Source organism: Desulfobacula sp., assembly GCF_030145145.1.
Lineage (GTDB): Bacteria > Desulfobacterota > Desulfobacteria > Desulfobacterales > Desulfobacteraceae > Desulfobacula.
The window spans coordinates 117,290-140,114 of the sequence record NZ_JAQYWD010000007.1 but is presented as its reverse complement, the minus strand read 5'-3'; the positions used below and the strand labels follow the sequence as shown (position 1 = coordinate 140,114).

24 protein-coding genes, 1 tRNA gene and 1 pseudogene are annotated in these 22,825 nt (G+C 46.8%); 8 read left to right on the top strand and 18 right to left on the bottom strand.

The window, feature by feature from the left end; all coding sequences use genetic code 11:
• Positions 1-5 precede the first annotated feature (5 nt).
• The 5 genes and pseudogenes from Q1Q15_RS05640 to Q1Q15_RS05625 all read right to left on the bottom strand — a co-directional run bounded on the left by Q1Q15_RS05640 (position 6) and on the right by Q1Q15_RS05625 (position 3,178).
• Positions 6-740: a DUF1538 domain-containing protein gene (locus tag Q1Q15_RS05640; protein WP_300457533.1), complete on the bottom strand. Its 735-nt coding sequence runs from the start codon at positions 738-740 to the stop codon at positions 6-8.
• 8 nt (positions 741-748) lie between these two features.
• Positions 749-1,078 (bottom strand): annotated as a pseudogene (locus Q1Q15_RS25455) (DUF3124 domain-containing protein).
• A 125-nt stretch (positions 1,079-1,203) separates the two neighbouring features.
• Positions 1,204-1,278 (bottom strand) — tRNA-Val (locus Q1Q15_RS05635).
• A 491-nt stretch (positions 1,279-1,769) separates the two neighbouring features.
• Positions 1,770-2,753: an MBL fold metallo-hydrolase gene (locus tag Q1Q15_RS05630; RefSeq protein ID WP_300457531.1), complete on the bottom strand. Its 984-nt coding sequence runs from the start codon at positions 2,751-2,753 to the stop codon at positions 1,770-1,772.
• A gap of 233 nt (positions 2,754-2,986) precedes the next feature.
• A complete protein-coding gene (locus tag Q1Q15_RS05625; RefSeq protein ID WP_300457529.1) occupies positions 2,987-3,178 on the bottom strand; it encodes a zinc ribbon domain-containing protein in 192 nt (63 codons plus the stop codon).
• 369 nt (positions 3,179-3,547) lie between these two features.
• Between Q1Q15_RS05625 and Q1Q15_RS05620 the strand changes: the two genes are divergently transcribed.
• The gene (locus Q1Q15_RS05620; protein WP_300457527.1) at positions 3,548-4,510 is read left to right on the top strand and encodes a hypothetical protein; all 963 of its coding nucleotides are present in this window, start codon (positions 3,548-3,550) and stop codon (positions 4,508-4,510) included.
• Positions 4,511-4,603: 93 nt separating this feature from the next.
• Here Q1Q15_RS05620 and Q1Q15_RS05615 read toward each other — a convergent pair whose 3' ends face one another.
• The 12 genes from Q1Q15_RS05615 to Q1Q15_RS05560 form a co-directional block, all read right to left on the bottom strand.
• Positions 4,604-5,497 (bottom strand): methylenetetrahydrofolate reductase, encoded by an 894-nt coding sequence (locus tag Q1Q15_RS05615; protein WP_300457525.1) that lies wholly within the window; start codon positions 5,495-5,497, stop codon positions 4,604-4,606.
• A gap of 65 nt (positions 5,498-5,562) precedes the next feature.
• The gene (locus Q1Q15_RS05610; protein ID WP_300457523.1) at positions 5,563-6,282 is read right to left on the bottom strand and encodes a methylenetetrahydrofolate reductase C-terminal domain-containing protein; all 720 of its coding nucleotides are present in this window, start codon (positions 6,280-6,282) and stop codon (positions 5,563-5,565) included.
• A 1-nt stretch (position 6,283) separates the two neighbouring features.
• Positions 6,284-7,009, bottom strand: coding sequence for a hypothetical protein (locus Q1Q15_RS05605; protein ID WP_300457521.1), 726 nt, complete (start codon positions 7,007-7,009; stop codon positions 6,284-6,286).
• A gap of 35 nt (positions 7,010-7,044) precedes the next feature.
• A complete protein-coding gene (locus Q1Q15_RS05600; RefSeq protein WP_300457519.1) occupies positions 7,045-7,419 on the bottom strand; it encodes a DsrE family protein in 375 nt (124 codons plus the stop codon).
• A 42-nt stretch (positions 7,420-7,461) separates the two neighbouring features.
• The gene (locus Q1Q15_RS05595; protein ID WP_300457517.1) at positions 7,462-8,388 is read right to left on the bottom strand and encodes a (Fe-S)-binding protein; all 927 of its coding nucleotides are present in this window, start codon (positions 8,386-8,388) and stop codon (positions 7,462-7,464) included.
• A gap of 3 nt (positions 8,389-8,391) precedes the next feature.
• Positions 8,392-8,691, bottom strand: a complete 300-nt coding sequence (locus tag Q1Q15_RS05590) for a 4Fe-4S dicluster domain-containing protein (RefSeq protein ID WP_300457516.1) — start codon at positions 8,689-8,691, stop codon at positions 8,392-8,394.
• A 1-nt stretch (position 8,692) separates the two neighbouring features.
• Complete coding sequence (locus tag Q1Q15_RS05585; protein WP_300457514.1) at positions 8,693-9,016, bottom strand: hypothetical protein; 324 nt, start codon at positions 9,014-9,016, stop codon at positions 8,693-8,695.
• A 37-nt stretch (positions 9,017-9,053) separates the two neighbouring features.
• Entirely contained in the window at positions 9,054-10,853 is a 1,800-nt protein-coding gene (locus tag Q1Q15_RS05580) for a CoB--CoM heterodisulfide reductase iron-sulfur subunit A family protein (protein ID WP_300457513.1), read from the bottom strand.
• Positions 10,854-10,855: 2 nt separating this feature from the next.
• Positions 10,856-12,163 (bottom strand): CoB--CoM heterodisulfide reductase iron-sulfur subunit A family protein, encoded by a 1,308-nt coding sequence (locus Q1Q15_RS05575; protein ID WP_300457511.1) that lies wholly within the window; start codon positions 12,161-12,163, stop codon positions 10,856-10,858.
• Positions 12,164-12,240: 77 nt separating this feature from the next.
• On the bottom strand, positions 12,241-12,669 hold the full coding sequence (locus Q1Q15_RS05570) for a hydrogenase iron-sulfur subunit (protein WP_300457509.1): 429 nt from the start codon (positions 12,667-12,669) through the stop codon (positions 12,241-12,243).
• 7 nt (positions 12,670-12,676) lie between these two features.
• Complete coding sequence (locus Q1Q15_RS05565; protein WP_300457507.1) at positions 12,677-12,925, bottom strand: sulfurtransferase TusA family protein; 249 nt, start codon at positions 12,923-12,925, stop codon at positions 12,677-12,679.
• A 473-nt stretch (positions 12,926-13,398) separates the two neighbouring features.
• Complete coding sequence (locus tag Q1Q15_RS05560) at positions 13,399-14,829, bottom strand: sigma 54-interacting transcriptional regulator (protein WP_300457566.1); 1,431 nt, start codon at positions 14,827-14,829, stop codon at positions 13,399-13,401.
• A gap of 282 nt (positions 14,830-15,111) precedes the next feature.
• On the opposite strand from Q1Q15_RS05560, the gene Q1Q15_RS05555 reads away from it, so the two are divergent.
• The 3 genes from Q1Q15_RS05555 to Q1Q15_RS05545 all read left to right on the top strand — a co-directional run bounded on the left by Q1Q15_RS05555 (position 15,112) and on the right by Q1Q15_RS05545 (position 16,467).
• Positions 15,112-15,426 (top strand): DUF4242 domain-containing protein, encoded by a 315-nt coding sequence (locus Q1Q15_RS05555; RefSeq protein ID WP_300457505.1) that lies wholly within the window; start codon positions 15,112-15,114, stop codon positions 15,424-15,426.
• A gap of 98 nt (positions 15,427-15,524) precedes the next feature.
• On the top strand, positions 15,525-15,788 hold the full coding sequence (locus Q1Q15_RS05550) for a hypothetical protein (RefSeq protein WP_300457503.1): 264 nt from the start codon (positions 15,525-15,527) through the stop codon (positions 15,786-15,788).
• A gap of 22 nt (positions 15,789-15,810) precedes the next feature.
• Positions 15,811-16,467: a DUF1638 domain-containing protein gene (locus Q1Q15_RS05545; RefSeq protein WP_300457501.1), complete on the top strand. Its 657-nt coding sequence runs from the start codon at positions 15,811-15,813 to the stop codon at positions 16,465-16,467.
• A gap of 13 nt (positions 16,468-16,480) precedes the next feature.
• Here Q1Q15_RS05545 and Q1Q15_RS05540 read toward each other — a convergent pair whose 3' ends face one another.
• Positions 16,481-17,878: a sigma 54-interacting transcriptional regulator gene (locus Q1Q15_RS05540; RefSeq protein ID WP_300457499.1), complete on the bottom strand. Its 1,398-nt coding sequence runs from the start codon at positions 17,876-17,878 to the stop codon at positions 16,481-16,483.
• A 239-nt stretch (positions 17,879-18,117) separates the two neighbouring features.
• Between Q1Q15_RS05540 and Q1Q15_RS05535 the strand changes: the two genes are divergently transcribed.
• From Q1Q15_RS05535 to Q1Q15_RS05520, 4 genes are all read left to right on the top strand, one after another.
• Positions 18,118-18,393 carry a sulfurtransferase TusA family protein gene (locus Q1Q15_RS05535; RefSeq protein ID WP_300457498.1) on the top strand — a complete coding sequence of 92 codons (276 nt, stop codon included), beginning with the start codon at positions 18,118-18,120 and terminating at the stop codon, positions 18,391-18,393.
• Between the two features lie 66 nt (positions 18,394-18,459).
• Positions 18,460-19,374, top strand: a complete 915-nt coding sequence (gene hybA / locus Q1Q15_RS05530; RefSeq protein WP_300457496.1) for a hydrogenase 2 operon protein HybA — start codon at positions 18,460-18,462, stop codon at positions 19,372-19,374.
• A complete protein-coding gene (nrfD, locus tag Q1Q15_RS05525) occupies positions 19,371-20,570 on the top strand; it encodes an NrfD/PsrC family molybdoenzyme membrane anchor subunit (protein ID WP_300457494.1) in 1,200 nt (399 codons plus the stop codon). Before hybA ends, nrfD begins: the two co-directional genes overlap by 4 nt.
• The gene (locus tag Q1Q15_RS05520) at positions 20,567-22,588 is read left to right on the top strand and encodes a tetrathionate reductase family octaheme c-type cytochrome (protein ID WP_300457493.1); all 2,022 of its coding nucleotides are present in this window, start codon (positions 20,567-20,569) and stop codon (positions 22,586-22,588) included. Before nrfD ends, Q1Q15_RS05520 begins: the two co-directional genes overlap by 4 nt.
• Positions 22,589-22,825: the final 237 nt, after the last annotated feature.

The following is a 22,825-nucleotide window of genomic DNA, read 5'->3' as shown; positions in this document are numbered from 1 at the left end:
CCTTTTTATCCGAAAAGAATTAATCCATACCCCATAACGAAAATCATGGGGAGAAGAGAAGCAAAAGCGATGAGTCCAAATCCATCCACAAGAGGGCTTCTTCCTCTGATGGATGAGGCCAAACCTACGCCAAGAGCTGCAACCAGAGGTACGGTGATGGTGGACGTGGTGACGCCGCCAGCATCATAGGCGATGCCAATAATTTCTTTGGGAGCAATAATGGTCATCAGCATAACAAGGACATATCCGCTGATGATCAGATAATGAATGGGCCAACCACGGAGAATGCGTAAGACACCGATAAGGATTGCAAGTCCCACTGAAAAGGCAACAGACATGCGTAGTCCAAGGGCATAGTTGTTTAAAGATTCTTGACTTGGGTCAATAAGGCCTCCCTGACTGGCAATTTCTGCTGCTTCCCAGGCCACGGCTATGAGCGCAGGCTCTGCCACAGTGGTTGAGAACCCTAAAGCAAAGGAAAAACAAAGCAGCCAGAAAAGACTTCCCTTCCTGGCCAGGGCATGAGCCATTGACTCACCAATGGGAAACAAACCCATTTCAAGTCCCTCAACAAACAGGGTAAGACCGGTCACGACAAGAAAAGCACCAAAAAGGACATCTCCCATTTGTGGTAATGATTGTTTTAAGACAACAATCTGAAAAAAAGCAATCACCAGAATAATTGGCAAAAGATCAGTAAAAGCACGCGTAATTTTTTTTAAAATTATTGAGATGATCATTATTTTCCTTATGTATAGGATGGCATTACAAGCCATAGGGGCCTATCCTCTAAAAGGGCGGCTTGGGATGTAAAAGAAAGCCCTTGTGTACGGATCATTATTGCTTCTATTATTGGTAAATTTACATGTTCCTTGGATTCCCATCTCACAATAAATTTTATACCAGACCCTCCGGTTTTATCTTTACTTTAAATAACATAGCGAATTGAGGCAAGGGTTTTTAATTTTATAGGTTGTTCCACATAGTTTTTTAGAAGGTTTCCTCCAGAATCATAATAATCAGCAGAATTGATAATGATCTCATATTTAGGATCTGTATTGCGAATACTGTGTGTGATCGCTTTGACATCTTCATTTTTCCATCCTTTTTTTGTCCAGGTGTTCAGACTTCTTCGTGTTTATAATGGGCACAGAATATGACAGACTGAATGAAATAGACGTGAAAAAAAAGTAAAATTTTAAGTGGTGGGCGGTACAAGGATTGAACTTGTGACTTCTACCGTGTGAAGGTAGCACTCTCCCGCTGAGTTAACCGCCCGACATTTGATATTGCAGCTGAATCAAAGCATCAATGATTCCATTTAAGGGTTTTTATATAAGATGTCAATGAACATTTTTGATTTTGAACCATTGATGAATTTTTTATTGGATCATCAGGAAATAAAATCAGACGTTTCTTTACCGCCATTTTTGCCTTTTTTTCTCTCCTAAAGCACTGTAAAAGACTGCCAGGCAAGCATAACCTGCCCAGTAGGCAGGTTGGCGTTTAATAAGTTTTTTATACATTTCAATTGTTTTTTTATTGTCCCTTTGTTTTTATAAGGCCGGTTGGGGTGGAAAAATGGTTCCGGAAATGGTGAATTTCATGGCAGAAATATTTGCCAACAAACAATCGGTTTTGTTTTATGACCTCACAAAAAAAATATTAAATTGACAGGAGGCTGCAATGGCAACACTCAAAGAAGCTGTGGCACAAAAAAACAATCGGTTGAACCGGTCCATTAAAGCTGAACACCGAAAGTTGGGTGATTAACGAGAAATCGTTTCAGGCAGTACAAACCGAACATGCTGGTCAATGACGTGCTGATGAATCTCTTCATTTGCTTCAAGATACCGCAGATGGGACAATGCTTCCCCGGTTGCAAACCACTGCTGGGCAACGGGAAAATCATCCCAGGTTGCCGCTTTGATGTCCCAGGTCATCCGGGCGGCGGTTTCATAAGCCGTTCCAGGTCCCTGGTCAAGAATGTTGCGGATTTCATTCAACCGATCCTCGTGGTGGGATATCAACTCATCCACCCGGGATGCCAGATCTGTAAAACGACGTCGGTGACCCGGCAAAACAAATTTTACATCAAAATTCCGGACTTTTTTGAGACTCTCCATATACCGCATTAACGGATTTTCATGATCCATCCACCCCTGGATATTCGGTGTAATGTCAATGAGCACATGATCCCCTGAGACAAAAATTTTATTTGCCACATCATACAGGCAAAGATGGCCCAGTGTATGTCCCGGCGTTTCAACACAGGTGAAGGTGTAATCACCATAGGTCAGGGTCTGGCCTTCGGACAGAATATTCAACTCCGGGGCCCAGTCCGCTCCGAATTTACTGCCTGGATGGGATTCCAGGGCAGCTTTCAGCTTGCCTTTGGGGAATCCATGCCGATCGGCATTTTTCAGCATGGGGCCGAATCCTTGCCAGTTTTCCAAAATCTCGGCTTCCAGTCGATTAAAATATACACGGGTGGTGGGGGTCCTTAATTTGGGAACCAGGCTGAAATGGTCTGCGTGAAAATGGGTAACAAAAATATCTGTCTTTGCCAGGTTTATCCCCAGGGTGTTCAACCCCTTGGTCATGGCTTCCAGACATACCTTGTGGTTGAAACCGGTATCAATAATCAAACTACGATCAGGCGTGCGGACAACATAGGAATTCAGGGTTTTGAGCGGGCTGTCAGGCAGGGGCACCTCAATGCAGAACAACTCAGGGCATATTTCTTGTACCATATGGATTTTTCCTTGTGTAACATAGAGAATGTTGAAGACCTGTTTTTGAAAAGGTCCTCAATAAACGGTTAAGATCCCGGTGGGGCAGGGGATTGTTGTTTCTGGAGCGGCGGTGGGAAACCTTGTTCGGCAGCAACCCGATATTTTTTAAAAACATAGGACTCATAAACGGTTGGGTTGTCCTGAAGTTCATGTTCTTGCAACCTTCAAACTGAAGGAAAGTTTTAACCCGCTCATGAAGCGCCCTTGGGAAACGTTGTGGCACACTTTCCCATACTGGCCCCCATAAAACTTGTGGCACTCATTTTTTTTATCACATCCTTGCTGGTGCAGTTTGGGCAGGAAATATTTTTGTCTTCACCGGCAAAAACCAGTTTTTCAAAGTCCTTTTTACATTGATTGCATGTATACTCAAAAATCGGCATGATATATCCTTTCGTATCATTACTAATGGGTTTGTTCTACCGTTAACCTAAATAGTATAACGCCTTTTCCCGTTTAATCAATTGATAGCAATCAAAATTAAACGGGAAATGCAAAAAAGAAGACAAAAATCGGTAATTGACTACACACCTATGCGCAAACAACCCATTAAAATAACAAATAAAACGTCAATATTATCCAGATCAGTTATCCGTACCGATCCCCCATGTGTGGAAAATAGGTTGACAACAAAAGGGTAATGCTGATTTTAAACTATTGTGGTGTGAATTAAAATGCCCATGGACAAAAAGACAATATATTTGCCTGTCCCGGGTTTGATATATGGAAATTTAAAGAAGGAGATCGGTTGAATGAACCCAATGGCAACAAAAGCAAAACAATGGATTGATGAAAAAAAAGATCCCAGGAGCGCCTATTGGCAAGCCGGTCTTGAAGCGGTCATGGACCTGTTTGCCCCCCATCTGGAAAAAGGAAAACTGACACCTGTTCGTCCCCTGGAAGAACAGGATCTGCCCGTATTCAAGGCGGCCCTGGAAAAAGTGGACCTGAGCCCGGGTCTTTTGGCTGCCTTTTTACCCCCGGTTGTTGCCGATGCCATTATTCCACCCGATTCCGCAGAAGAGCTGGTGCGTGTTGAAGAGGGCAAACCATCCTATAAAATCATCATCCTGAGACCGGGCAAGGAAAACCGGATCGTTTGTGTAGAGATTTCAGAACATGCCCATCGACCCGGCATGGAAATTTTCCAGTCCGGTGCCCTTTTGGGAACCTTTGATTATCCCACCCATGATGTCTGTATCTCGGAATTGACAAAAGCCATCCGGGCCCATATCTGGGAAAAAGACAAGTGGCAGCGAAAAGATTACCTGGCGTATACTTTGAACTGGTTTGAAAAAACGGAATATCTTGATAAAGCAGATGTGAGTGTGGATGAAAACTTTTCTTTTTTCCATCGCCCCACATTGATCAAAACCAATCGGGTTGACGCCTTGTTTTTAATGATTTACGAGGTCTTGCACCATCGTTTCCAGGAAGATGCAGATACCCTGTGCAAAGGCCTGACTGAGGCAGGTAAAACCGCTGACGACAAAAAAATGAGAGATTCGGCCATCCATAGCGTTGCTGAGACCAGTATCCTTGCTCTGCTTAATCTGGTGAAAAAATTTCATCTGATTGATTTTACAAAATTCACACCCGGGGAAAACAAGGCATTTGATCACGAATTTTCAAGGGCTGTGAGGAAAATTACTTCAGACCTGGATGAAATATTAACCGCATACCGTTACAAGAAACCGAATCCAGCTGATGGATAAACCAAGATAAAAAGGGGAAAGGGCCCAAAGGGTTTGATCGCTTGAACTTGGGGGACGAAAATCCCCCAGATTCAATGGGTAAAAATTTAAAAATTAATTGACGTGAGCATGTTCTAAAATATCCGGTACAATATCTGTCCACCCCAGGGGCATGATATGGACACCCTGGACCATGGCTTTGGTTTCTTCTATAAACCGGCCGGCCATTTCGGCAGCCTTTTTCTTCCGGTCTTGCTTGTCAACAGATCCGATTTCATCAATCCAATCCTTGGGAACATGGATACCGGAGACATTTTTGTTCATAAACCGTCCCATTTGTGGAGATTTCAAGATAACGACCCCGACTTGTATGGGGCAGTTGAATTGCTGGGCTTTGTTCATAAAGGCTTCAAACATCTTGACATCATACACCGCCTGGGTTTGAAAAAATTGCGCTCCGGCATCAATTTTTTTCTTCATTTTCATCACCTGCAGGTCAATGGGATCAAAATTGGGATTGACCACTGCGCCAAAGGCCATATCCAGATAATTTTCAATGCGGTTGCCTGAAATATCATAGCCCCGTTTAAGACCTTTTGCCATTTCGATCAATTGCACCGAATCAAGGTCAAACACGGGTTTGGCCTCCTTGTGATCCCCCAGTTGGATATGGTCCCCGGTCAACAACAGAACATTGTCGATGCCCAAAGAATAGGCTGTGAGCAGATCAGACTGCAATGCCAGCCGATTCCGGTCCCGGCAGGTGAGTTGATAGACCGGTTCGATGCCATTTGTTTTTAACCGCACACTGGCGGCAAGAGACCCCAGTCTCATGACAGCAGACTGGTTATCGGTGACATTTACCGCATGCACATGCTGCTGCAGTTGAAGGGCTTCAATGGCACAGCTGGGTTCAATACTTTTATCTCTGTGAATGGCCCCTTTAATGGGTCCGACTTCACCGGTGATAACAAACTCGCCTTTGTCAAATAAGGTTGTCAGCTTCATTGGTAACTCCTTAAAAATTAAACGGTTGTCCTGGGGGAGGGGGATGAACATCCCCCCTGGGCGGATTAATCCTGGTTACTGACGGTAACGCTGCCACCGGCAGAACAGAACGTGGCTTCCGTCGGACTGACCTTGAGGGTCCGGGGACGGCTCCATTTTGAATTGTTTTTCGCCGGCTGGTAAGGATCCAGAAGGTCCAGGCGCCCCAGTTTCTTCAAACGATCATAAATCAGTATCCAGCCGCAGGGACGGTCCGGATCCACTTCACAGTGACCGTTTTCCGCACCACCACACGGACCGTTCAACAATTGTTTGGCGCAAAGGGTCATGGGGCAAAGCCCCCCGGTGAATTCAATAATACAATCGCCGCAAAGGGAACAGAATTCTTCGATCTCTGTATCTGAAACAGTTTCTCCACCAAAAATCGTATCGCACCCGGGATGGACCATTCCGCCGTCCGTGGCATCGATCACGGTGTGAACCCCTTGTCCACACCCCAGGATTAAAAAAGAATCTGATGCGTTAACCTGATCCGCATACTCTTCCATCAAGACTTTACGGGTGTGGGATAATTTGCACAAAGACATGCCCTGGGGCCCCGGCACGGTATAGCCGGACACTTCAATCCCCCTGTCAGACAACCGTTTGGCCATCATGCGGGTTTCATCTTCACCTCCGGAATGGCATTTCCATGCACAATTATTGCAACCAACAACAAAGACGCGTTCGCCAGGTTGGATATGACGCACTATTTCATTTATGGGTTTTTGAATGGTGGCATGCACGTTATTTCTCCTTATTAAAAAAACAGGCTTGATAATGAATCATTGCATCATCAAATTCACTGTACAAAAGGGTTAACCGATCATTGGCAGTGGTTATGGCCCCCGGTTTTTCCCGGAATTCATGATCGGTTTGAAAACAGGAAAAGCACCGTTGGAAAGAACTGGTTCGTCCAAGGGTGGTAATGGCGAAATCTCCCATGAGAAAGGTCTGTTTATTTTTTTGATGGGCAAAATGTTCAACCGCTGGAATGATTTCAAGATCAATTTGAATGTCCACACGGTTTCCTTCTTTTGCAATGTTGATATAATCATGAAGGGTTAGAATACCGCCGGTGTCAGCATTTTTTTCCAATTCAATCCCTTCGTATTTGACCATCATGTCCTCAAGGCTGAAAAAATTTTCTGCCAAAACGATTCCCGCATCCAACAGCCGTTTATAATCTCTTTTCAAATACCGGTTGGCAATCATCACCGCCTGGGATACATGGGGACAAAGATTGTTGGGACATCCTCTGGCATAACATTTCCTGAAAAAATAGGGGCTGGACCCAACAATCCCGGAAAATTTGCACAGAAAAATATATGCTTGAAAGGCGATGTTGCCATGGGCAAAATCCACCGGGACAATTTCAAAAACCGTTTCGCAGGTAATGTTCTCACCCGTATTCATCAGGCCGATAAGATCGGTTATCCTTTGGGGCACTTTGTTAATGGATGATTGTTTCATTTTCTTCCCTTTATTAAATATGCTTAAAAGAAAATTTAATAAACCAGATGGGCATCAGATTCCAGGGCCAGTAAATTTAGCGTACCGGCAGCGGTGATCTCGGCACCATCAATAAGATCTGTTTCCTCTATGTTTCTTTCTGCTATGCAGGGTTTGCACACCAGCAGTTTTCCCCCCAGTTCCCTGAAATCACTGATCATCTTGGACAACGGTGAAAATCCCCCTGCCTGGGGGACATGATCTGTATATCCTTTTTGGGCCAGGTAGACGGCACTGCCCTGGAGGGCGACGGTGGTGTCAAGATCAAGGGCAACGGCAGCGCCTGCCATTGCAAAACAGATGGATGCCTTTTCAGCGTCTTCTCCCCCATGGGTACAATAATAAACGATTTTTTCTACTTTTTCAGGCATTGTATTCTCCTTTAAATAAATAGTTTAAACACTAGGTGACAATCAAGCATGTCTGACAAGCAAACTGGATAAATCCTCAACATTGGCCCCGGATTTTTTCAGGTTTCCAAGACAAATGGGACAATAGGCAATAATCGGCTTTCCGGTCGTTTCAAGTTCTTTGACTCGCTTGTCCATGATGTCATTGGAAAGCGCGGGAGAAATGGATTCGGCCGGTCCACCGCAACAACTGGTAAATTCGCCCTGATTCCTGATCTTTGATGTTTGTATCCCCAGATTTGACAGCACTTTTCTGGGGATATCCGACACGTGAAGATATCTGCCAAAGAAACACGGGTCATGGAGGGTGACCTCAATACCGCAGTCTTTGGGGTCGAGATCCAGCAATTCAAAATAAGGGGTGACCTCAAACTGGATGCCGGTATATTTAGGAAAGAGTTCCTTTAATGCATAGGCTGTGTGAGGATCTATGGTAATAATTTTTTTTATCCCTGCCTGCTGAAGGCGGTGGGCCACTTTTTTCGCATGGGCCACAAAGCCTGCCTGGTCTCCCATATCATAGAGCAGTATGCCCGAATAATGATCCAGATCAGGTCGGTAACAAAAATCCACCTTGGATTGTTCCAGCAGAAAGGCGATGTTTTTAAGGGGTTGCCTCGCCTTTTTTTTCTCTTTTCCCGGGGTCATCAGGGCAAGCCCGATACCGGAAAGATAGGCAGGAACATATTTGGCATATTTCAAATAGTCTGCCATGGGGGTGTCCTCATATTTTTCCAGGTATTGAGTGGACGTTTCAATATACGGGGCGAACTGGTACATCAATCCTGTGAACAACAGATATTCCCCTTTTTCCGGCAGGGCAAGGTCTTTGAACCATGTGTTTGCCATGAACTTGGGGATCCCAAATGGGCTTTGGGTTTGTCGGACATTATTGGCCAGGATGTGGATGATTTCTTTCGGATTAAACATTTTTCAAGCCCTCCAGTTGGCAACAACAAATCGTTTCAACCCCAGAATAATTTCACCCGGATCTGCCTGTCTCGGGCAGGTGTGGGTACACAACCCGCAGTGAAGGCAACGCCAGAGGTCGTTGGCATTTTCAAGTATTTTATCCTTTGCCCCCACCTGGATATACCGGATCATTCTCCTGGGAAAATTATCATGGACAAGGGGGCAGATAGCGGAACATGTTCCGCAGTTAAAACACTCAAGCGCGGTATCTTCACTGTATGCTTTTAATTCTTTTGCAAACGCCAGGTTGACTGAGCTCATATCACACCTCTTCTTGTTCTGTGTTGTTCGCCGGTTCATTCAGAGCGTAATTAAAAAAAGCACCCGCTTTACTGCCTTCCACAATCCGGCCGTATTTTTTCAGGCTGGCAATATACCAGAGGGTTTTGTCCGTGGGCAGTCCGATCCCCTGGGCGATATCAGGGATGGTGGCCGCCCGGCCGGTTAAAAACGCTTCAATGGCCTTGATATCCTTTTTCTGTTTCTTCATTTGCAAAGATGCCGCTTCGATCAAGTCTTTTCTCTGGGCACGCAAGTCTTTCATGGCTGCTTTTTTTGCCGCTTTATCGGTATCCATGGTTTCCATAGTGTGATTTCCTCTTAAAAGAAGTGTTGTGAAAAGATCAGACCGCAACGCTATCTGAGACAATGGCATCCACCATATCTTCATATTGTTTTAACGCCCATCCATTGATATCAATGGCGCCTTCGGGACAGACGGCAGCACAGGCCCCGCACCCCAGACACATGGCAGGCGTTACCTGGGCCTGTTTGACGGGGTTGCCGTCCGGGTTGATAACTTCCATAAGGGTCAAGGCTCCTTCTTTAATACAGGCCTCTACACAGGCGCCATGTCCCTGGCATTTATCCGTGTCCACTTCCGCCACAAACGGATCCAGCTCAATATACCCTTTGCTCAACAGGGCAGATGCTTTGACGGCTGCTGCACCGGCGGCATTGCAGGCTTCCCCTGAATCCATGGGGGCCTGGCAGGTACCGGCCAGAAAAATGCCGGTGATGGGGAATTCCACCGGCCTGAGTTTGGGATGAACTTCCAGAAGAAACCGATCGGTTCCAATGGGAAGTTTCATTTGTGAGGCCAGATTCGTCACATCATTGGGCTCAATGCCCGTGGCCAGCACCACCAGGTCCGCCGGAACCGTCAGGGATTCATTAAAGGTCAACCCATCTTTAATCCTGACCTGCAAAGGATAATCAGGATCATCATTTTTGCTGACTTCCGGCGGTTCATCCGCCTCATACCGCATGAAAACAACCTTGTTGGCTGATGCTTGCATATACAACTCTTCCTGTCCCCGGCCATAGGTCCGGATATCCCTGTACATTTCATAAATACTGGTTTCAGGAAAGGTTTCCCGGATCTGGTTGGCGGCATTCAACATGGCGGAACAACACGTCCTGGAACAATATTCATTGAGGGTGCCGTTTTCTTTGGGCGGATGAATGCCCGGGATCTGCCGGCTGCCCACACAATGAATCATGACCATGTTTTTAATGGGTTTTCCGTTCACTTCAAGCATAGACCTTGATGATGTATTGGCTTTTAAAAGCCGAATCAACTCCGGAAGGGTGATGACGGATTCGTACTGACCAAACCCGTACTCGCCCTTAAAAGGGGTATAGGAGACCGATCCGGTTGCCATGACAATGGCACCGGTATCCAGGGTCAATGGGATATTTTCAGGATCTGATTTTTTCAAAAGATTCAGGCTGAAATTGCCCACATATCCGCTGACCGCTTCTACCTTGGTATTGGTATGAATGGTGATAGCGGTATGACCCGTCACCTGGTCTATCAATTCTTTGAGGATGTCTGATGCATGATCTCCGTATGGAGCAAGTTGTCCCAGGGAGTTGAGCTGTCCCCCTAGAAGGGGCGATCGTTCAATAAGGGTGACATCAATTCCCTGACCTGCAATATCCAATGCGGTTTTGATACCTGCAATACCGCCGCCGATAACCGTTGCATGACGTTTGGCATCCACATGGATGGGGGCAAGGGGTTTGAGATGTTTTGCCTTGGCCGTGGCAGAAGCGATAAGGATGGCCGCCTTATCCGTGGCAGGATCGCCATGGTGCACCCAGCTGACCTGTTCCCGGATATTGGCATGCTCGTAAATAAAAGGGTTGGATCCCGCCCGTTCAATGGCTCCCCTGAAAGTGGTTTCATGGAGGCTTGGGGCACAGGATGCCACCACCACCCGATCAATTTTGCCGCTTTTCAGATCCTCGATAATCATTTCCTGGCCGGGATCGGAACACATGAACATGTTGGTTCGGGCCACGGTCACATCCGGTAGTTTCAAGGCCCTGTTTCGGACCTCTTCCACATCTACATGATCCGAGATATTGCCCCCGCAATAGCAGATATAGACACCGACTTTATTCTTTTTTTCTTCCATTTTTAATTCCCCCTGGGGCTGTTGGACATGAATTTGGCAGCTTCCATGGCTGCAGAGCCCGATTCTGTAATGGTGTCCACGATATCTTTGGGGCCTGCTGCTGCACCGGCCACGAACACACCATTTATACTGGTGAGGACCGGGGATATTTTGGGTTTTATCGAGGTGATGAAGTGATCGGTACTTTTTGAAACAGCGCAGATGGGCTCTGGATTCCAGCCCGGAACAACCCCCATGGAAAGCACCACCAGATCATGGTCCTGGCTTGCCGTACCCGACCCGTCCTGTCGTTCATACCGAACGGTGGCACTGCCATTATCCCCCTGGTCAATCCGGGCCACCTTGGCTTTGACAAACTCAATGCCCATGGCTTTTGCATTTTGATAAAATTGTTCATACCCCTTTCCAAAGGCCCGGATATCCATGTAATAAATCGTGATATCCGCCAGGGGCAGGGACCCGGACAGCAGCATGGCCTGTTTTATGGCATACATACAGCACACCCTTGAGCAGTAGGGTACCCCGTGGCTTTTGTCTCTTGAACCGGCACATTGAACATAGGCGATGGAATCGGGTTCCATGCCGTCTGACGGCCGTATTACCCTGTTATAAGGGCCATGGGGGGCCAGCAGTCTTTCCATCTGTAACGCATCAACCACATTGGGGATGGACCCATTGCCGTATTGAACAAACGTCTTCACGGGCAATAACTCAAACCCTGTGGTAACGATGGCCGTGTTTGCGGAAAGCATCATGTCTTCGGGTTGCTGAAAATAATCAATGGCATTGGTGGGGCAGACCTTTTCACATTGGCCGCACAGCATGCAGTGCTCAATATCCAGTATGGGCAGTTGGGGTATGGCATTTGAAAAAGGGATGGATATCGCTCGTTTGGCACTTAACCCGCCTTGTTCCATATCCGGCACATGGACCGGGCAGATATACTCGCATTGCCGGCATCCAATACACTTTACCGGGTCAACATATCGTGGCCGCTGAATGATGCGGCAGTTTATGCCCGACCCGTTTGCGGATTCATCTGTATCCAGGGAGACCAGGTCGCAATAGGTAAACAGGGTGATGTTTTCATGGTGTGCTGCAGCTGACATTTTAGGGGTGGTAATACAACTGGCGCAGTCAAGCGTGGGAAACACTTTTGACAGCCGGATCATTTTGCCGCCAATGGATGCATCTTTTTCCACCACTGCCACGGTATATCCCTGATCACCAAGATCCAAAGCTGCCTGCAATCCCGCAATGCCGCCACCCACAACAAGCGTGTCAAACTTTTTAATATCTGGGGAGACCATTAAATCCTCCATAAAAGATCTGTTGTCCGGGTTCACTGCCATCACTTCGGGGCAGTGAACCCATGAGTTGTCTGTTGCTAAAGTGATGGGTTAACTAAAGGGGGACCCAGTTCCCGCACCGACTTATCCATATCATTTACTTCTTTTAAAAAGGCCCGGTTACAAACGGTACAGATCGCTGTCAGGCGAAGACGTCTTAAATCAATCGCCATTTCCTTCATTTTTTTGTAAACCGCATCCAGCCGTTTTGCCAGGGCCTTATAGGCACCGTCATAGGGGCATTCTTCACCACAGGACATGATAATGATGCCACTGATGCCTTTTTTAAAGCAGTCAAAATAAAAAGATTCAGGAAACAATACCGGTGCCCTTACCCTTAAAATATACGTATTGGCAGGGTAGGGGGAATGGGCCTGGCCCACGGAATCTGCACCGGGATAGGCACAGGTTTCTGTGGCAAGGATTAAAATTTTGTTGTCTTCTTTTTCTGCCTGGGGTGACATCATCACCTGCCTATTTTTTTCGGGTTACAAAATGCCGGTCATATCCGTCGGCTTCAAGAAATCCAAGGTACTCATGTCCAACTTTCCCGGCCCAGGCCGGAATATCCGTTCTGGTGCCGCTGTCATTGGAAAGGATTTCAATGATCTGACCCACCTGGACTTTGCCGATGCCTTTTTTTGCTTCAAGAAGGGGTCCCGGACATGCACTGCCCCTTGCGTCAACCTGATCTGCTGCGTCTAATGAATTAAGATCTGTCATTTTTTTATCCTCCGTTAGGGTTTATGATGGCATCTGTCACTCTTGTGAAGATACGGTGTTTTTCTGTTAGAAACTGCTTAGAGCAAGGTTGGTGCCAAACGGTTAAAAATCACCAACACCAGGGCATGAATAACTCAAGACACCTGTTGATAAAGGATATCTAAAATTTAAAGATAAGGATCAAAAAAAGCTGGGAGTGTTAAATCGTTACCAAAAGGGAGGGGGTAACGTTACGGTTGCGGTACTTATTCCGATAACCGTTACTTTCAATGACACAATAAAATTTTAGGAAAGGTTTTTTTATGGAACTCTTTTTACGTCACCGGGGCAGATGGGGAAAAATAGAATTATGGATAGATATAAAATTTGTCTGGCACAGAGTATGCAACATACTTTTGTGTTATCAGATGCAAGTAAAGGCATTTACTTACCTCCAAAATCTGATGAACCACCTCACCGTTATCCGGGGCAGCTTAATTACCGTCACTAGCTGCCCCGGATTTTTTTTGGGGGATATTCCACTTTTTCATATATTTCCATATGGATGCCCGGCTCAATCCTGCGCGTCTGGCAACCTCAGCCTTGTTCCAGCCGCTGTCATGGAGCAGTTCAATTAATTTTTCCCGGGTCAACGGTACTCTGGCCTGAACAGGTGTCCCCGGGGCCGGTTGATACGCGGGTTCAACCGGCCGGCAGATCGATTGCGGTTCCCTGATTTCCAGGGGAAGGTCGTCTACATCAATTTGGCGGTCTGAACATAACACAAAGGCATGCTCAATGGCATTGGCCAGCTCTCTTATGTTACCCGGCCAGGCATACTCCATCAATACCTTTAGAGCGGATTTTGAGATGCCTTTGGCTTTCATCACGGATTTTTCATTGTTTATTCGAATGAAATGGTTGACCAGAAGGGGGATATCTTCTCGCCTGTTTCTCAAGGGCGGCAGAAAAATGGGAAAAACTTTCAGCCGGTAATACAGATCTTCTCTAAACCGGCCGGCATCTACCAGGGACTTAAGATCTTTGTTGGTGGCGGTGATGATACGAATATCAATTTTCCGTTTTCGGGTATCGCCCACCCGTTCTATTTCTTTTTGCTGCAGCACCCGTAGCAGTTTTACCTGTATATACGGCGTGATCTCCCCGATTTCATCCAAAAAGATGGTCCCCGTGTCAGCCTGCTCAAACCGCCCGATACGGTCCCGGACAGCACCGGTATAGGCGCCCTTTACATGGCCGAACAATTCACTCTCAAGCAGGGATTCCGACAGGGCGCTGCAATTTACGATTATCAAGGGCTTGTCCCTTCGTTCACCAATGGAATGAATGGCACCGGCCACCAGTTCTTTTCCAGTGCCGCTGTCCCCCTGGATCAGTATGGTGGCATCACTTGCGGCCGAAGCCTTGATAAACGTAAAGACATTCTGCATGATCTGACTTTTGGCAATAATGCCGCCCAGCCGATTCAATTCTCCCAGGCGGCGGGTGGCCTCTTCCATTTTTAACCGGGCATTTTTCAGTTCTGTTAAATCGGTAACCGCTTCCACAATGCCAATGACTTTTTGTTCCTGATTTTTTATCACCCGGGCATTCTTTGTCACACAAAGCGCATGCCCGTTCTTATGACTCAGCAAGCATTCCGTGGGGTCGACCTTTCCGTATTTTAAAATACCACAGTCTGCCATACCCGCCGGGCAATCCTTATCAAAACACTGACTGAAGTTTAAAACTCTACAACTTTTGCCCATTATCTCATCGACTGAATACCCGGTAATCTTTTCCATGGCCGGATTCCAGGCGATGATCCTGCCGTGGGTATCCAGAACAAATATCCCGTCACCAATGGATTCGAGCAGTAACCGGACAAATTCATTGGTTTGTATTTCACTTTGTATGTCCTGCATATCCGTATCCTTTTGTTGATTGTCGGCGCCACCCATGGCGCCACCCTGAACAGATATCATCATAGGTAACGGTTCCCGGGCTTGTCAAGCGGTTATTTTTTTTTCAGCCTCATTGGATAAAATCAAATTTAATCTTTAATTACAGATGGTTATAAAAAATAGAAGTCTATTTTCCACTGCCTGGCATACTTATTGATCTACTCTTTTTTAACTCAGTTGTTAAAATGCGCATTTGCTGGGGCACTAAAAAAAACACAAAACAGATAAAAAAGGAGACGGATCATGACAAAACTCAATAAATATATGATGGTTCATAACAACCCCGGCGTCAATTGTGAAGAGGTGCAGGACAATTGGAGAAAATTAGCCCAGGTTGAAACAGCCACCTGGATTAGAACCTATTTTAATGACAAAAAAGGGGTTCGCTATTGTTTATGGCTGGCCCCCAGTGAAGAAGATCTTAAAAATATTTTTACGGAAATCGGGATCAGCTGGGAGTCCATTGTTCAGGTTGAAGAAACCGTTCCTGATCTGTGGGGAGAAAAATGGGATGAGCATCTTGAAAAAGAGTCCATGGCAGATACCCTGGGTAACTGATGCCGTTAACTTAAGCGTGCAGGCGACAATAATAGCCTGCACTCTGCCCCGTTAATGGTTAAAAACACCGCCAATTTTCTAACAATAAGGAGGCCGCCATGTATGCATTAATTTATGATGATCATCATTTAGATCAAACTCAAAAAAAAGTTATTTCCGTTCATGCCGGCAGAGATGAATCTGATAAGGCCTTATCGAAAAGACAAAACGAACTGGGAAAAAAAGTCTGGGAATGCAATACTCGCATTGTCTGGACAGATAAAGCCGTGGCTGCCGGCGATGTGCTGTTAACAACCGAATTTGTAACCTGGCGGCCAGGTGAAGATATCCCTGAAGGTGAATTGAACAGTGATTCGGATTAATAATGATATTGAGGAGATTACCTTGGAAGAACAAACGTTTAATGAGACAGCAATCGTATCCTGTGGCACCTTGAGCCCTGAAATCAACTACCTGGTAAAAGAAGGGTTTCTTGATACCCCTCATATTTTTTTTACAACCCCGGGACTTCACCAGGATATTCCTGAACTGGAAACCCAGCTCATAAAATTTATCGATAAAGCCAAGGCAGTTGCCAAGGGAGTGATCGTTGTCTATGGTGGCAAGTACTGCTATGTGAATGCGGACAATCCCACCCGGTTAATGAAACACATTATCGAGGAACAAGGTGTGCACGTTTCCAGGATCGAAGCCTCCCATTGCATGGGAATGCTGGCCAGTGAGGCGGAGATGAAACAGGCTGTAGACGAACTGGCCGGTGGTGAACCCGTATGGTTTATGACACCGGGATGGGTAAAATTTAAAAAACAGGTTTTTGACGGGTGGGATAAAGCCCTTGCCAATGAAAACTTTCCAAGACATACCGGGGGGGCCATTGTCCTTGATGGTATCGGATACCTGGATCAATACATGGCGGAAAAACCCGAAGAATTTCTTGACTATTGTGACTGGATGGGCATCCCCATGCAGGCATATCCCATTACACTGGATCGGTTTAAGGGATTGTTAACCGATGCGTTAATCCGTTTAAAAAATCAATAACTCTGGATCAGGATCATACGGACAACACTTTTTTCAGGTCAAGTCCGTATTTTCTCATCCGGTTCCAGACCGTCACCCTGTTAATCTTCAGCAGTTTTGCCGCCTTTGTCTGGTTGCCGTTTGTCTGTTGGAGCGCTTCGATCAATTGCGCTTTTTCATTGAACGCGGCATCTTTTTTGGGCAAGGGCGGGGCAGGGGAATAGATGGGGAGGTTTGCCGCACTGATTTTCCTGGGTAAATGGTCCTGCTGGATGGCCGGGCCGTCTGTTATGACAAACGCATACTCCATGGCATTTTTCAGTTCCCTGATATTGCCTGGCCAGCGGTAATCCATGACCGCTTCCATGGCACCATGACTTAACCCGTTGATGTGTTTGCCGGTATGGATATTCAGGTGACGAATAAACGAATGGATTAACAAAGGGATATCTTCTCGCCTGTTTCTCAAGGGCGGCAGGTGGATGGGAATAACATTAATCCTGAACAGCAAATCCTGTCGGAATTCATTTTTATCGATCAGTTCCTCAAGATCCCTGTTGGTGGCGGTAATAATGCGGACGTCCACCTTGATGGGGGAGATATCCCCCACTCTTTCAAATTGTCCTGACTCGAGAACCCGCAAGAGTTTGGTCTGAATCGACATGGGGATATCACCAATTTCATCCAGGAAAAAATCACCATTGTTGGCCGCTTCAAATCGACCGATACGATTATTGTAAGCACCGGTGAAAGCCCCTTTGGCATGGCCGAACAATTCACTTTCAAGGACGGCGTCATTCAATGCCGCGCAATTGAGCTGAAGAAATGGGCCGTTCTTCCGGGAACCGCATAAATGAATCGCATTTGCCACCAGTTCTTTTCCGGTGCCGCTTTCCCCCAGAATGATGACAGGTGCTCTGCTGTCCGCCGCTTTTCGAATCATGTCAAACACCTGCTGCATTTCAGGCGATCTGCCCACGATACCGAGAAAATCATTTTCCCTGTCGCATTGCCGGGAAAGGATATGGACCTTTTCATCCAGTTTGGTCAACTCGGAAATGTCGGTTAACGTTTCAACAATGCCGAGGGCTGTCTGGTTTTCATCCCACAGCACGGACGCATTTTTTAACACCGGTAAAAAACTGCCATCCTTGCACTTCACATGACATCTGCATTTTTTCATATCCTGCTGGCCCGGTTCAAACAATTTGCACCATGCCGATTGTTTGTTCGTTTGAAGGGTGTGTTCACAGGCATCACACCCCAGCATCTCGCAGGACATGCCGATGGCTTGTTTTGACGTATATCCGGTGAGGGTTTCAAAGGCTTTATTGACCATTAAAATGGACCCTTCGGGCCCAATGAACATCAATCCGTCATTAATGGTATTGACAATTTTTTTCCAGAACGTATTCATCTCATGCTCATTCATTAACGCCCTCCGTTAACAATTGTTTAAGTGTTTAAACAATCGTTTAAATGTGACTCACATTTAAACATATATTTAAATACTATCAATTTTTCCCAGTGTCAACCGGCCCCACTTAATCCGAATATTTTATACATAAAACCAGATAGATAGGGATTTCAGGAGACCTGTCGGGTGTCAACGGTACGCCTGTTGCAACCCTGGTCTTTTTATTATTTTATTGTTTAAGGGTGGGAGTCGGTATGACATCAAAAATCAGATTGGATCTCAGGGGCGTCATTTCACCGCTGAATCTGCTCAAATGCAAAAGCCGCCTTAAATCCATGGAGAAAGGGGAAATATTAGAGGTCATGCTGGCAGACAGGGATGTGGTAAAGGATTTGATCATCATTGTGAAAAGATCCAATGATGAGGTGATATATACGAACGAGGCCGATGATGGCATTTGTCTTGGCATACAAAAAGGGTCGCGAAGTTATAATCATAAGGATCAAGTGACCCGGACAAGTTATGTTTAAAATCGGTTTTATCGCCCCGGAAGGTGAAGGTACAATTGATATGGATGGTTATTCATGGGAGAGGATATGAAACTTACGAGACGACATTTTTTTAAATTCATGGGAGCAGCCGGTGCCTCTGTGGCAGCACTGCCGTCATCTGCCAGCGCATGGGAATCTAAAGCCCCCCCGGATCCGTATGGATGTCTGGTGGATCTGACCCGGTGCGTTGGCTGTCGCAAATGCGAGGAGGCCTGCAGTGAGGTGAATGGTCTGCCCACACCGGAACGGCCCAATTGCCAATGTACGATCTTTGAGAAAAAACGGCGGCCGGATGAAAAAGCGTTTACAGTGGTCAACCGGTATTTTACCGGCAAACTGGATGCGTTTGACAACCCCCTGCCAACCTTTGTCAAGGTTCAGTGCATGCATTGTCAGGACCCGGCCTGTGTATCTGCCTGCATTGTCGGTGCATTGACCAAAGATGAGACCGGTACGGTCAGATATGATGTAAGCAAATGCATTGGCTGCCGATATTGTATGGTGGCCTGTCCCTTTGAAATTCCTGCCTATGAATATCATGATCCCATCACCCCCCGGGTGATGAAATGTACTTTTTGTTATGACAGGATATCCAAAGACGGGGGGATCCCCGGCTGTGCAACCATCTGTCCCACAGAGGCGCTGACATTTGGAAAACGCGAAACCCTTTTAAAAGTGGCCAATAAAAAGCTGAAAGACAATCCAGGCAAATATATCCAGCATGTGTATGGTGAGCGGGAGGTCGGCGGCACATCATGGCTCTACATTTCGGCGATACCCTTTGATCGCTTGAATCTGCCGGTGTTACCGGACACTCCCTCACCCAAACTGTCTGAAACCATACAACATTCGCTGTTCAGCTATCTGTGGTCGCCCCTGGCACTGTTTGGCGTTTTAGGTGCGGTCATGTCCAAATCAAATAAAACAGCTGAAAAGCAGCAAAACAAAGGAGGGGCATGATGCGAGCACGTCCTTTAAATAAAAAATTCTGGACCCCCGGTGTGTTTGTCATGCTGGTGTTTATGATTGCCGGGGCCATCTCTATTATTGCCAGATTTACCGGCGGCATCGGGTATGTCACCAATCTGAGCAATGCCCGGCCCTGGGGACTCTGGGTGGGCGTGGATGTGGCCACCGGTGTTGCCCTTGCTGCCGGCGGGTTTACGACGGCTGCCCTGGCGCACATCCTTGGAAAACATCTCTACGAACCCATTACGCGGCCGGCACTGTTAACGGCAGTACTGGGATATACCTTTGTTGTCCTGGGGCTTTTAGTGGATATCGGCCGGTCCTGGGCCATATGGAAACCCATGGTGAACTGGAACACCAACTCGGTTCTGTTTGAAGTGGCCATGTGTGTCATGGTGTATCTGAATGTGTTATACATCGAATTTTTTCCCATTATTGCAGAGCAGTTTAAAGGCCGGGTGAACCTTCCGGGTCTGTTGTCCGCATTGAATGGCCTGGTGGATATGATACTGAAAATCGGGGATGCCATCCTGGATAAAATCATGTGGATCTTTATCATTCTCGGGGTTGTCCTGTCCTGTATGCATCAATCCAGTCTGGGGTCCCTCATGCTGGTGGCACCCACCAAACTTCACCCGTTGTGGTACACCCCCATTTTACCCCTTTTGTTCCTGACATCCGCCTTTGCCGTGGGGTATCCAATGGTGGTGGTTGAAACAACCATTGCCACGTCTTCATTCAAATTGGATGCCGAGATGAATATTCTGACACCGTTAACCCGGGTGACGATTTTTCTCCTGGGCATCTACCTGCTGCTCAAAATTGGCGACATGGTTGTCAGGGGGACCTATGTGTACCTTTTCGATGGGAATTATCAGACCAATTCATTTGTAATAGAACTGCTGTTCGGGGTGATCATGCCCTGGGTGATGCTGCTTTTTGAACGGGTCAGGCATTCCCGGACCGGTATTTTTACAGCAGCGTCTTTGATTGTCGGTGGTGTGGCGCTGAACCGGATCAATGTGTTTATTGTCGGATACCAACCGCCATTGAGTGAAAACGTTTATTTCCCTGCACCCGGAGAACTGATGGTCACGCTGGGACTCATTGCAACGCTGATGTTTATCTATCGATTTGCTGTGACATATCTGCCGGTTTTACAGGCACCCAAGGAGGTCTCAACATGATAAAGCGCATTATTTTTCTGGTGACTTGCCTGATTTTGACCCCTGTCCTTTGTGTGGCAGAGGTCTGGAAGGCACCAGATCAGGAACGGGCAAAGGAACGGGCAAAGGAAGTGGTCCCCTTTGTGACAGAATACAAGAATGACGATCAGATTACACGGCGGATATCCCTTATGGATACCGGCATCTCCATACAAGATGTGACAGATACCTATTTCCTGCTGGACAGTCCCATCATCAAAAAAAGAGAAGACCATTACGAGCCGGTGCGGTTTTCCCACAAACGGCATGCAAATCTCACCAACGATTGCAGCAAGTGCCATCATTACCGGCCAAAAGATGACACTGCCCTGGAAACAACACGGTGCTCTGCCTGCCATCAGGACTCTTTTAACCCGGATCATCCGGAGCGGATCGGCCTTAAGGCCGCATACCATCAACAATGTATGGCCTGCCACCAGGAACAGGCCAAAGGGCCTGTGGACTGCAAAGGGTGTCATTTGCAGAATGTTCCCGATCATAAAGAACTGGTGAACTTGCCGGACAATGCAGATCCCTTCCAGGTGACGGCAGAATGTCTGCGGTGCCATGACACCCAGGCAGAAGACATGCTGACAACCGCCCACTGGCTGTGGAAAGGGCCCTCTCCTTATACCACAGGGCATCGAAAGGATATCATGCACGGCAAGGGCACCACCGCCCTGAACAACTACTGAATCAGCCCCATCAGCAACGAGGCTCGTTGCACAAGCTGTCATGCAGGGTATGGATGGAAAGATGCGTCATTTGATTTCACCGATAAAACAAAAATGGATTGCCTGGTGTGCCATGATACCACGGGCAAATATAAAAAAGCACCGCCGGGAGCTGGCATGCCCGAAAAAGATGTGGACTTGAAATTGGTTGCCCAGAATGTGGGTCATTCCAGTCGTGCCAGTTGCGGCTCCTGCCACTTCAATGGCGGGGGAGGGGATGCGGTTAAACATGCAGACCTGTCCCGGCAGCTCCTTGAACCCAGCCGGAGCTGTGATATTCACATGGGGGGATATGATTTTTCCTGTACCGAGTGCCATGAGACACGGAACCATAAAATTGCGGGCCGGAGCTCATCCGTCCCGGTTGCCGAAGGCAAGGTGTCCTGCCAGCAGTGCCATTCAGAAGACCCCCACTATTGCGGCAGTGTTCTGGATCACCATTTAAACAACCATGCCAAAACCCTGGACTGCAATGTCTGTCATGCACCGGTTTTTGCCAAATGCAAACCCACCAAGACCTGGTGGGACTGGTCCAAAGCCGGGGACAAAAACCGTAAACCCAAAAAAGACAAATACGGCAAACCCGATTACAACAAGAAAAAGGGTGAATTCAAATGGGAAGAATCTGCCGTACCCAATTATGCATGGGACTCAGGCTATATGAAGCGCGTCTTCATCGGCGACAAGGTGGACATCAATGCCGATATTATCAACCTCACTGAGCCTGTGGGGTCCATTCATGATCCAGGATCCAAAATAACCCCGTTTAAAATGATGAAAGCGATCCAGGCGGTGGATGCAGACCATGATTATATCCTGGTTCCCCATCTCTGGCCCCGGGACAAGGAAGACAGCACAGCTTACTGGAAACACTTTGATTGGGAAAAAGCGTTCCAGGATGGTATGAAGGCGGTGGGGCTTGACTACAGCGGATCATACAGGTGGAAAGAGACCTGGATGTACTGGCGCCTGGACCATGAAGTCATGCCGGCCAACATGGCCCTGTCCTGTGTTCAGTGTCATGACAGCCTTAAAGGGGACAAAACCTGTAACCGCTGCCACCAGGACAATCGCAATGTTAATTTTAAACAGATTGCCCACAAGGGGACAGACTTTTCCTACATGAAATCCCAGGGAAGGGATGTGGCGCATTTGATTGAAAAAACCGATTATATCAATTTTAAAGCCCTGGGATATAAAGGGGACCCCATCATCCATGGCGGTCGGTTTAAACAACTGCCCATGGGATATGAAAAAAAAGAATAAATAATTTCATTGTTGTCCGCAAACGCCTGATGTTGCCAGGAGATAATCTGCCTGGCACATCAGGCGTTCTTGTAAAAATTGGCGGTCAAATACCTGAAGAAGAATACACGATGGTCGCTTATCAATCACCATTAAAAATGGCTTAAGCATTGGTTAAATTTTCTGGGGGAGAGAATCAACAACTATCAAGAATTTCTTGACAAATCCAATCATATTAAGGTATCTAAACCTGAAAAT

Bases quoted from the DNA above. Each gene is read 5' to 3' on its own strand.
- Q1Q15_RS05640 (WP_300457533.1), bottom strand. From the start codon at position 740: ATGATCATCTCAATAATTTTAAAAAAAATTACGCGTGCTTTTACTGAT.
- Q1Q15_RS05565 (WP_300457507.1), bottom strand. From the start codon at position 12,925: ATGACAGATCTTAATTCATTAGACGCAGCAGATCAGGTTGACGCAAGG.
- Q1Q15_RS05570 (WP_300457509.1), bottom strand. From the start codon at position 12,669: ATGATGTCACCCCAGGCAGAAAAAGAAGACAACAAAATTTTAATCCTT.
- Q1Q15_RS05630 (WP_300457531.1), bottom strand. From the start codon at position 2,753: ATGGTACAAGAAATATGCCCTGAGTTGTTCTGCATTGAGGTGCCCCTG.
- Q1Q15_RS05555 (WP_300457505.1), top strand. From the start codon at position 15,112: ATGACAAAACTCAATAAATATATGATGGTTCATAACAACCCCGGCGTC.
- Q1Q15_RS05615 (WP_300457525.1), bottom strand. From the start codon at position 5,497: ATGAAGCTGACAACCTTATTTGACAAAGGCGAGTTTGTTATCACCGGT.
- Q1Q15_RS05560 (WP_300457566.1), bottom strand. From the start codon at position 14,829: ATGCAGGACATACAAAGTGAAATACAAACCAATGAATTTGTCCGGTTA.
- Q1Q15_RS05540 (WP_300457499.1), bottom strand. From the start codon at position 17,878: ATGAATGAGCATGAGATGAATACGTTCTGGAAAAAAATTGTCAATACC.
- Q1Q15_RS05595 (WP_300457517.1), bottom strand. From the start codon at position 8,388: ATGTTTAATCCGAAAGAAATCATCCACATCCTGGCCAATAATGTCCGA.
- Q1Q15_RS05575 (WP_300457511.1), bottom strand. From the start codon at position 12,163: ATGGTCTCCCCAGATATTAAAAAGTTTGACACGCTTGTTGTGGGTGGC.
- Q1Q15_RS05600 (WP_300457519.1), bottom strand. From the start codon at position 7,419: ATGCCTGAAAAAGTAGAAAAAATCGTTTATTATTGTACCCATGGGGGA.
- Q1Q15_RS05580 (WP_300457513.1), bottom strand. From the start codon at position 10,853: ATGGAAGAAAAAAAGAATAAAGTCGGTGTCTATATCTGCTATTGCGGG.
- Q1Q15_RS05550 (WP_300457503.1), top strand. From the start codon at position 15,525: ATGTATGCATTAATTTATGATGATCATCATTTAGATCAAACTCAAAAA.
- hybA (WP_300457496.1), top strand. From the start codon at position 18,460: ATGAAACTTACGAGACGACATTTTTTTAAATTCATGGGAGCAGCCGGT.
- Q1Q15_RS05590 (WP_300457516.1), bottom strand. From the start codon at position 8,691: ATGAGCTCAGTCAACCTGGCGTTTGCAAAAGAATTAAAAGCATACAGT.
- Q1Q15_RS05605 (WP_300457521.1), bottom strand. From the start codon at position 7,009: ATGAAACAATCATCCATTAACAAAGTGCCCCAAAGGATAACCGATCTT.
- Q1Q15_RS05535 (WP_300457498.1), top strand. From the start codon at position 18,118: ATGACATCAAAAATCAGATTGGATCTCAGGGGCGTCATTTCACCGCTG.
- Q1Q15_RS05620 (WP_300457527.1), top strand. From the start codon at position 3,548: ATGAACCCAATGGCAACAAAAGCAAAACAATGGATTGATGAAAAAAAA.
- Q1Q15_RS05625 (WP_300457529.1), bottom strand. From the start codon at position 3,178: ATGCCGATTTTTGAGTATACATGCAATCAATGTAAAAAGGACTTTGAA.
- nrfD (WP_300457494.1), top strand. From the start codon at position 19,371: ATGATGCGAGCACGTCCTTTAAATAAAAAATTCTGGACCCCCGGTGTG.
- Q1Q15_RS05585 (WP_300457514.1), bottom strand. From the start codon at position 9,016: ATGGAAACCATGGATACCGATAAAGCGGCAAAAAAAGCAGCCATGAAA.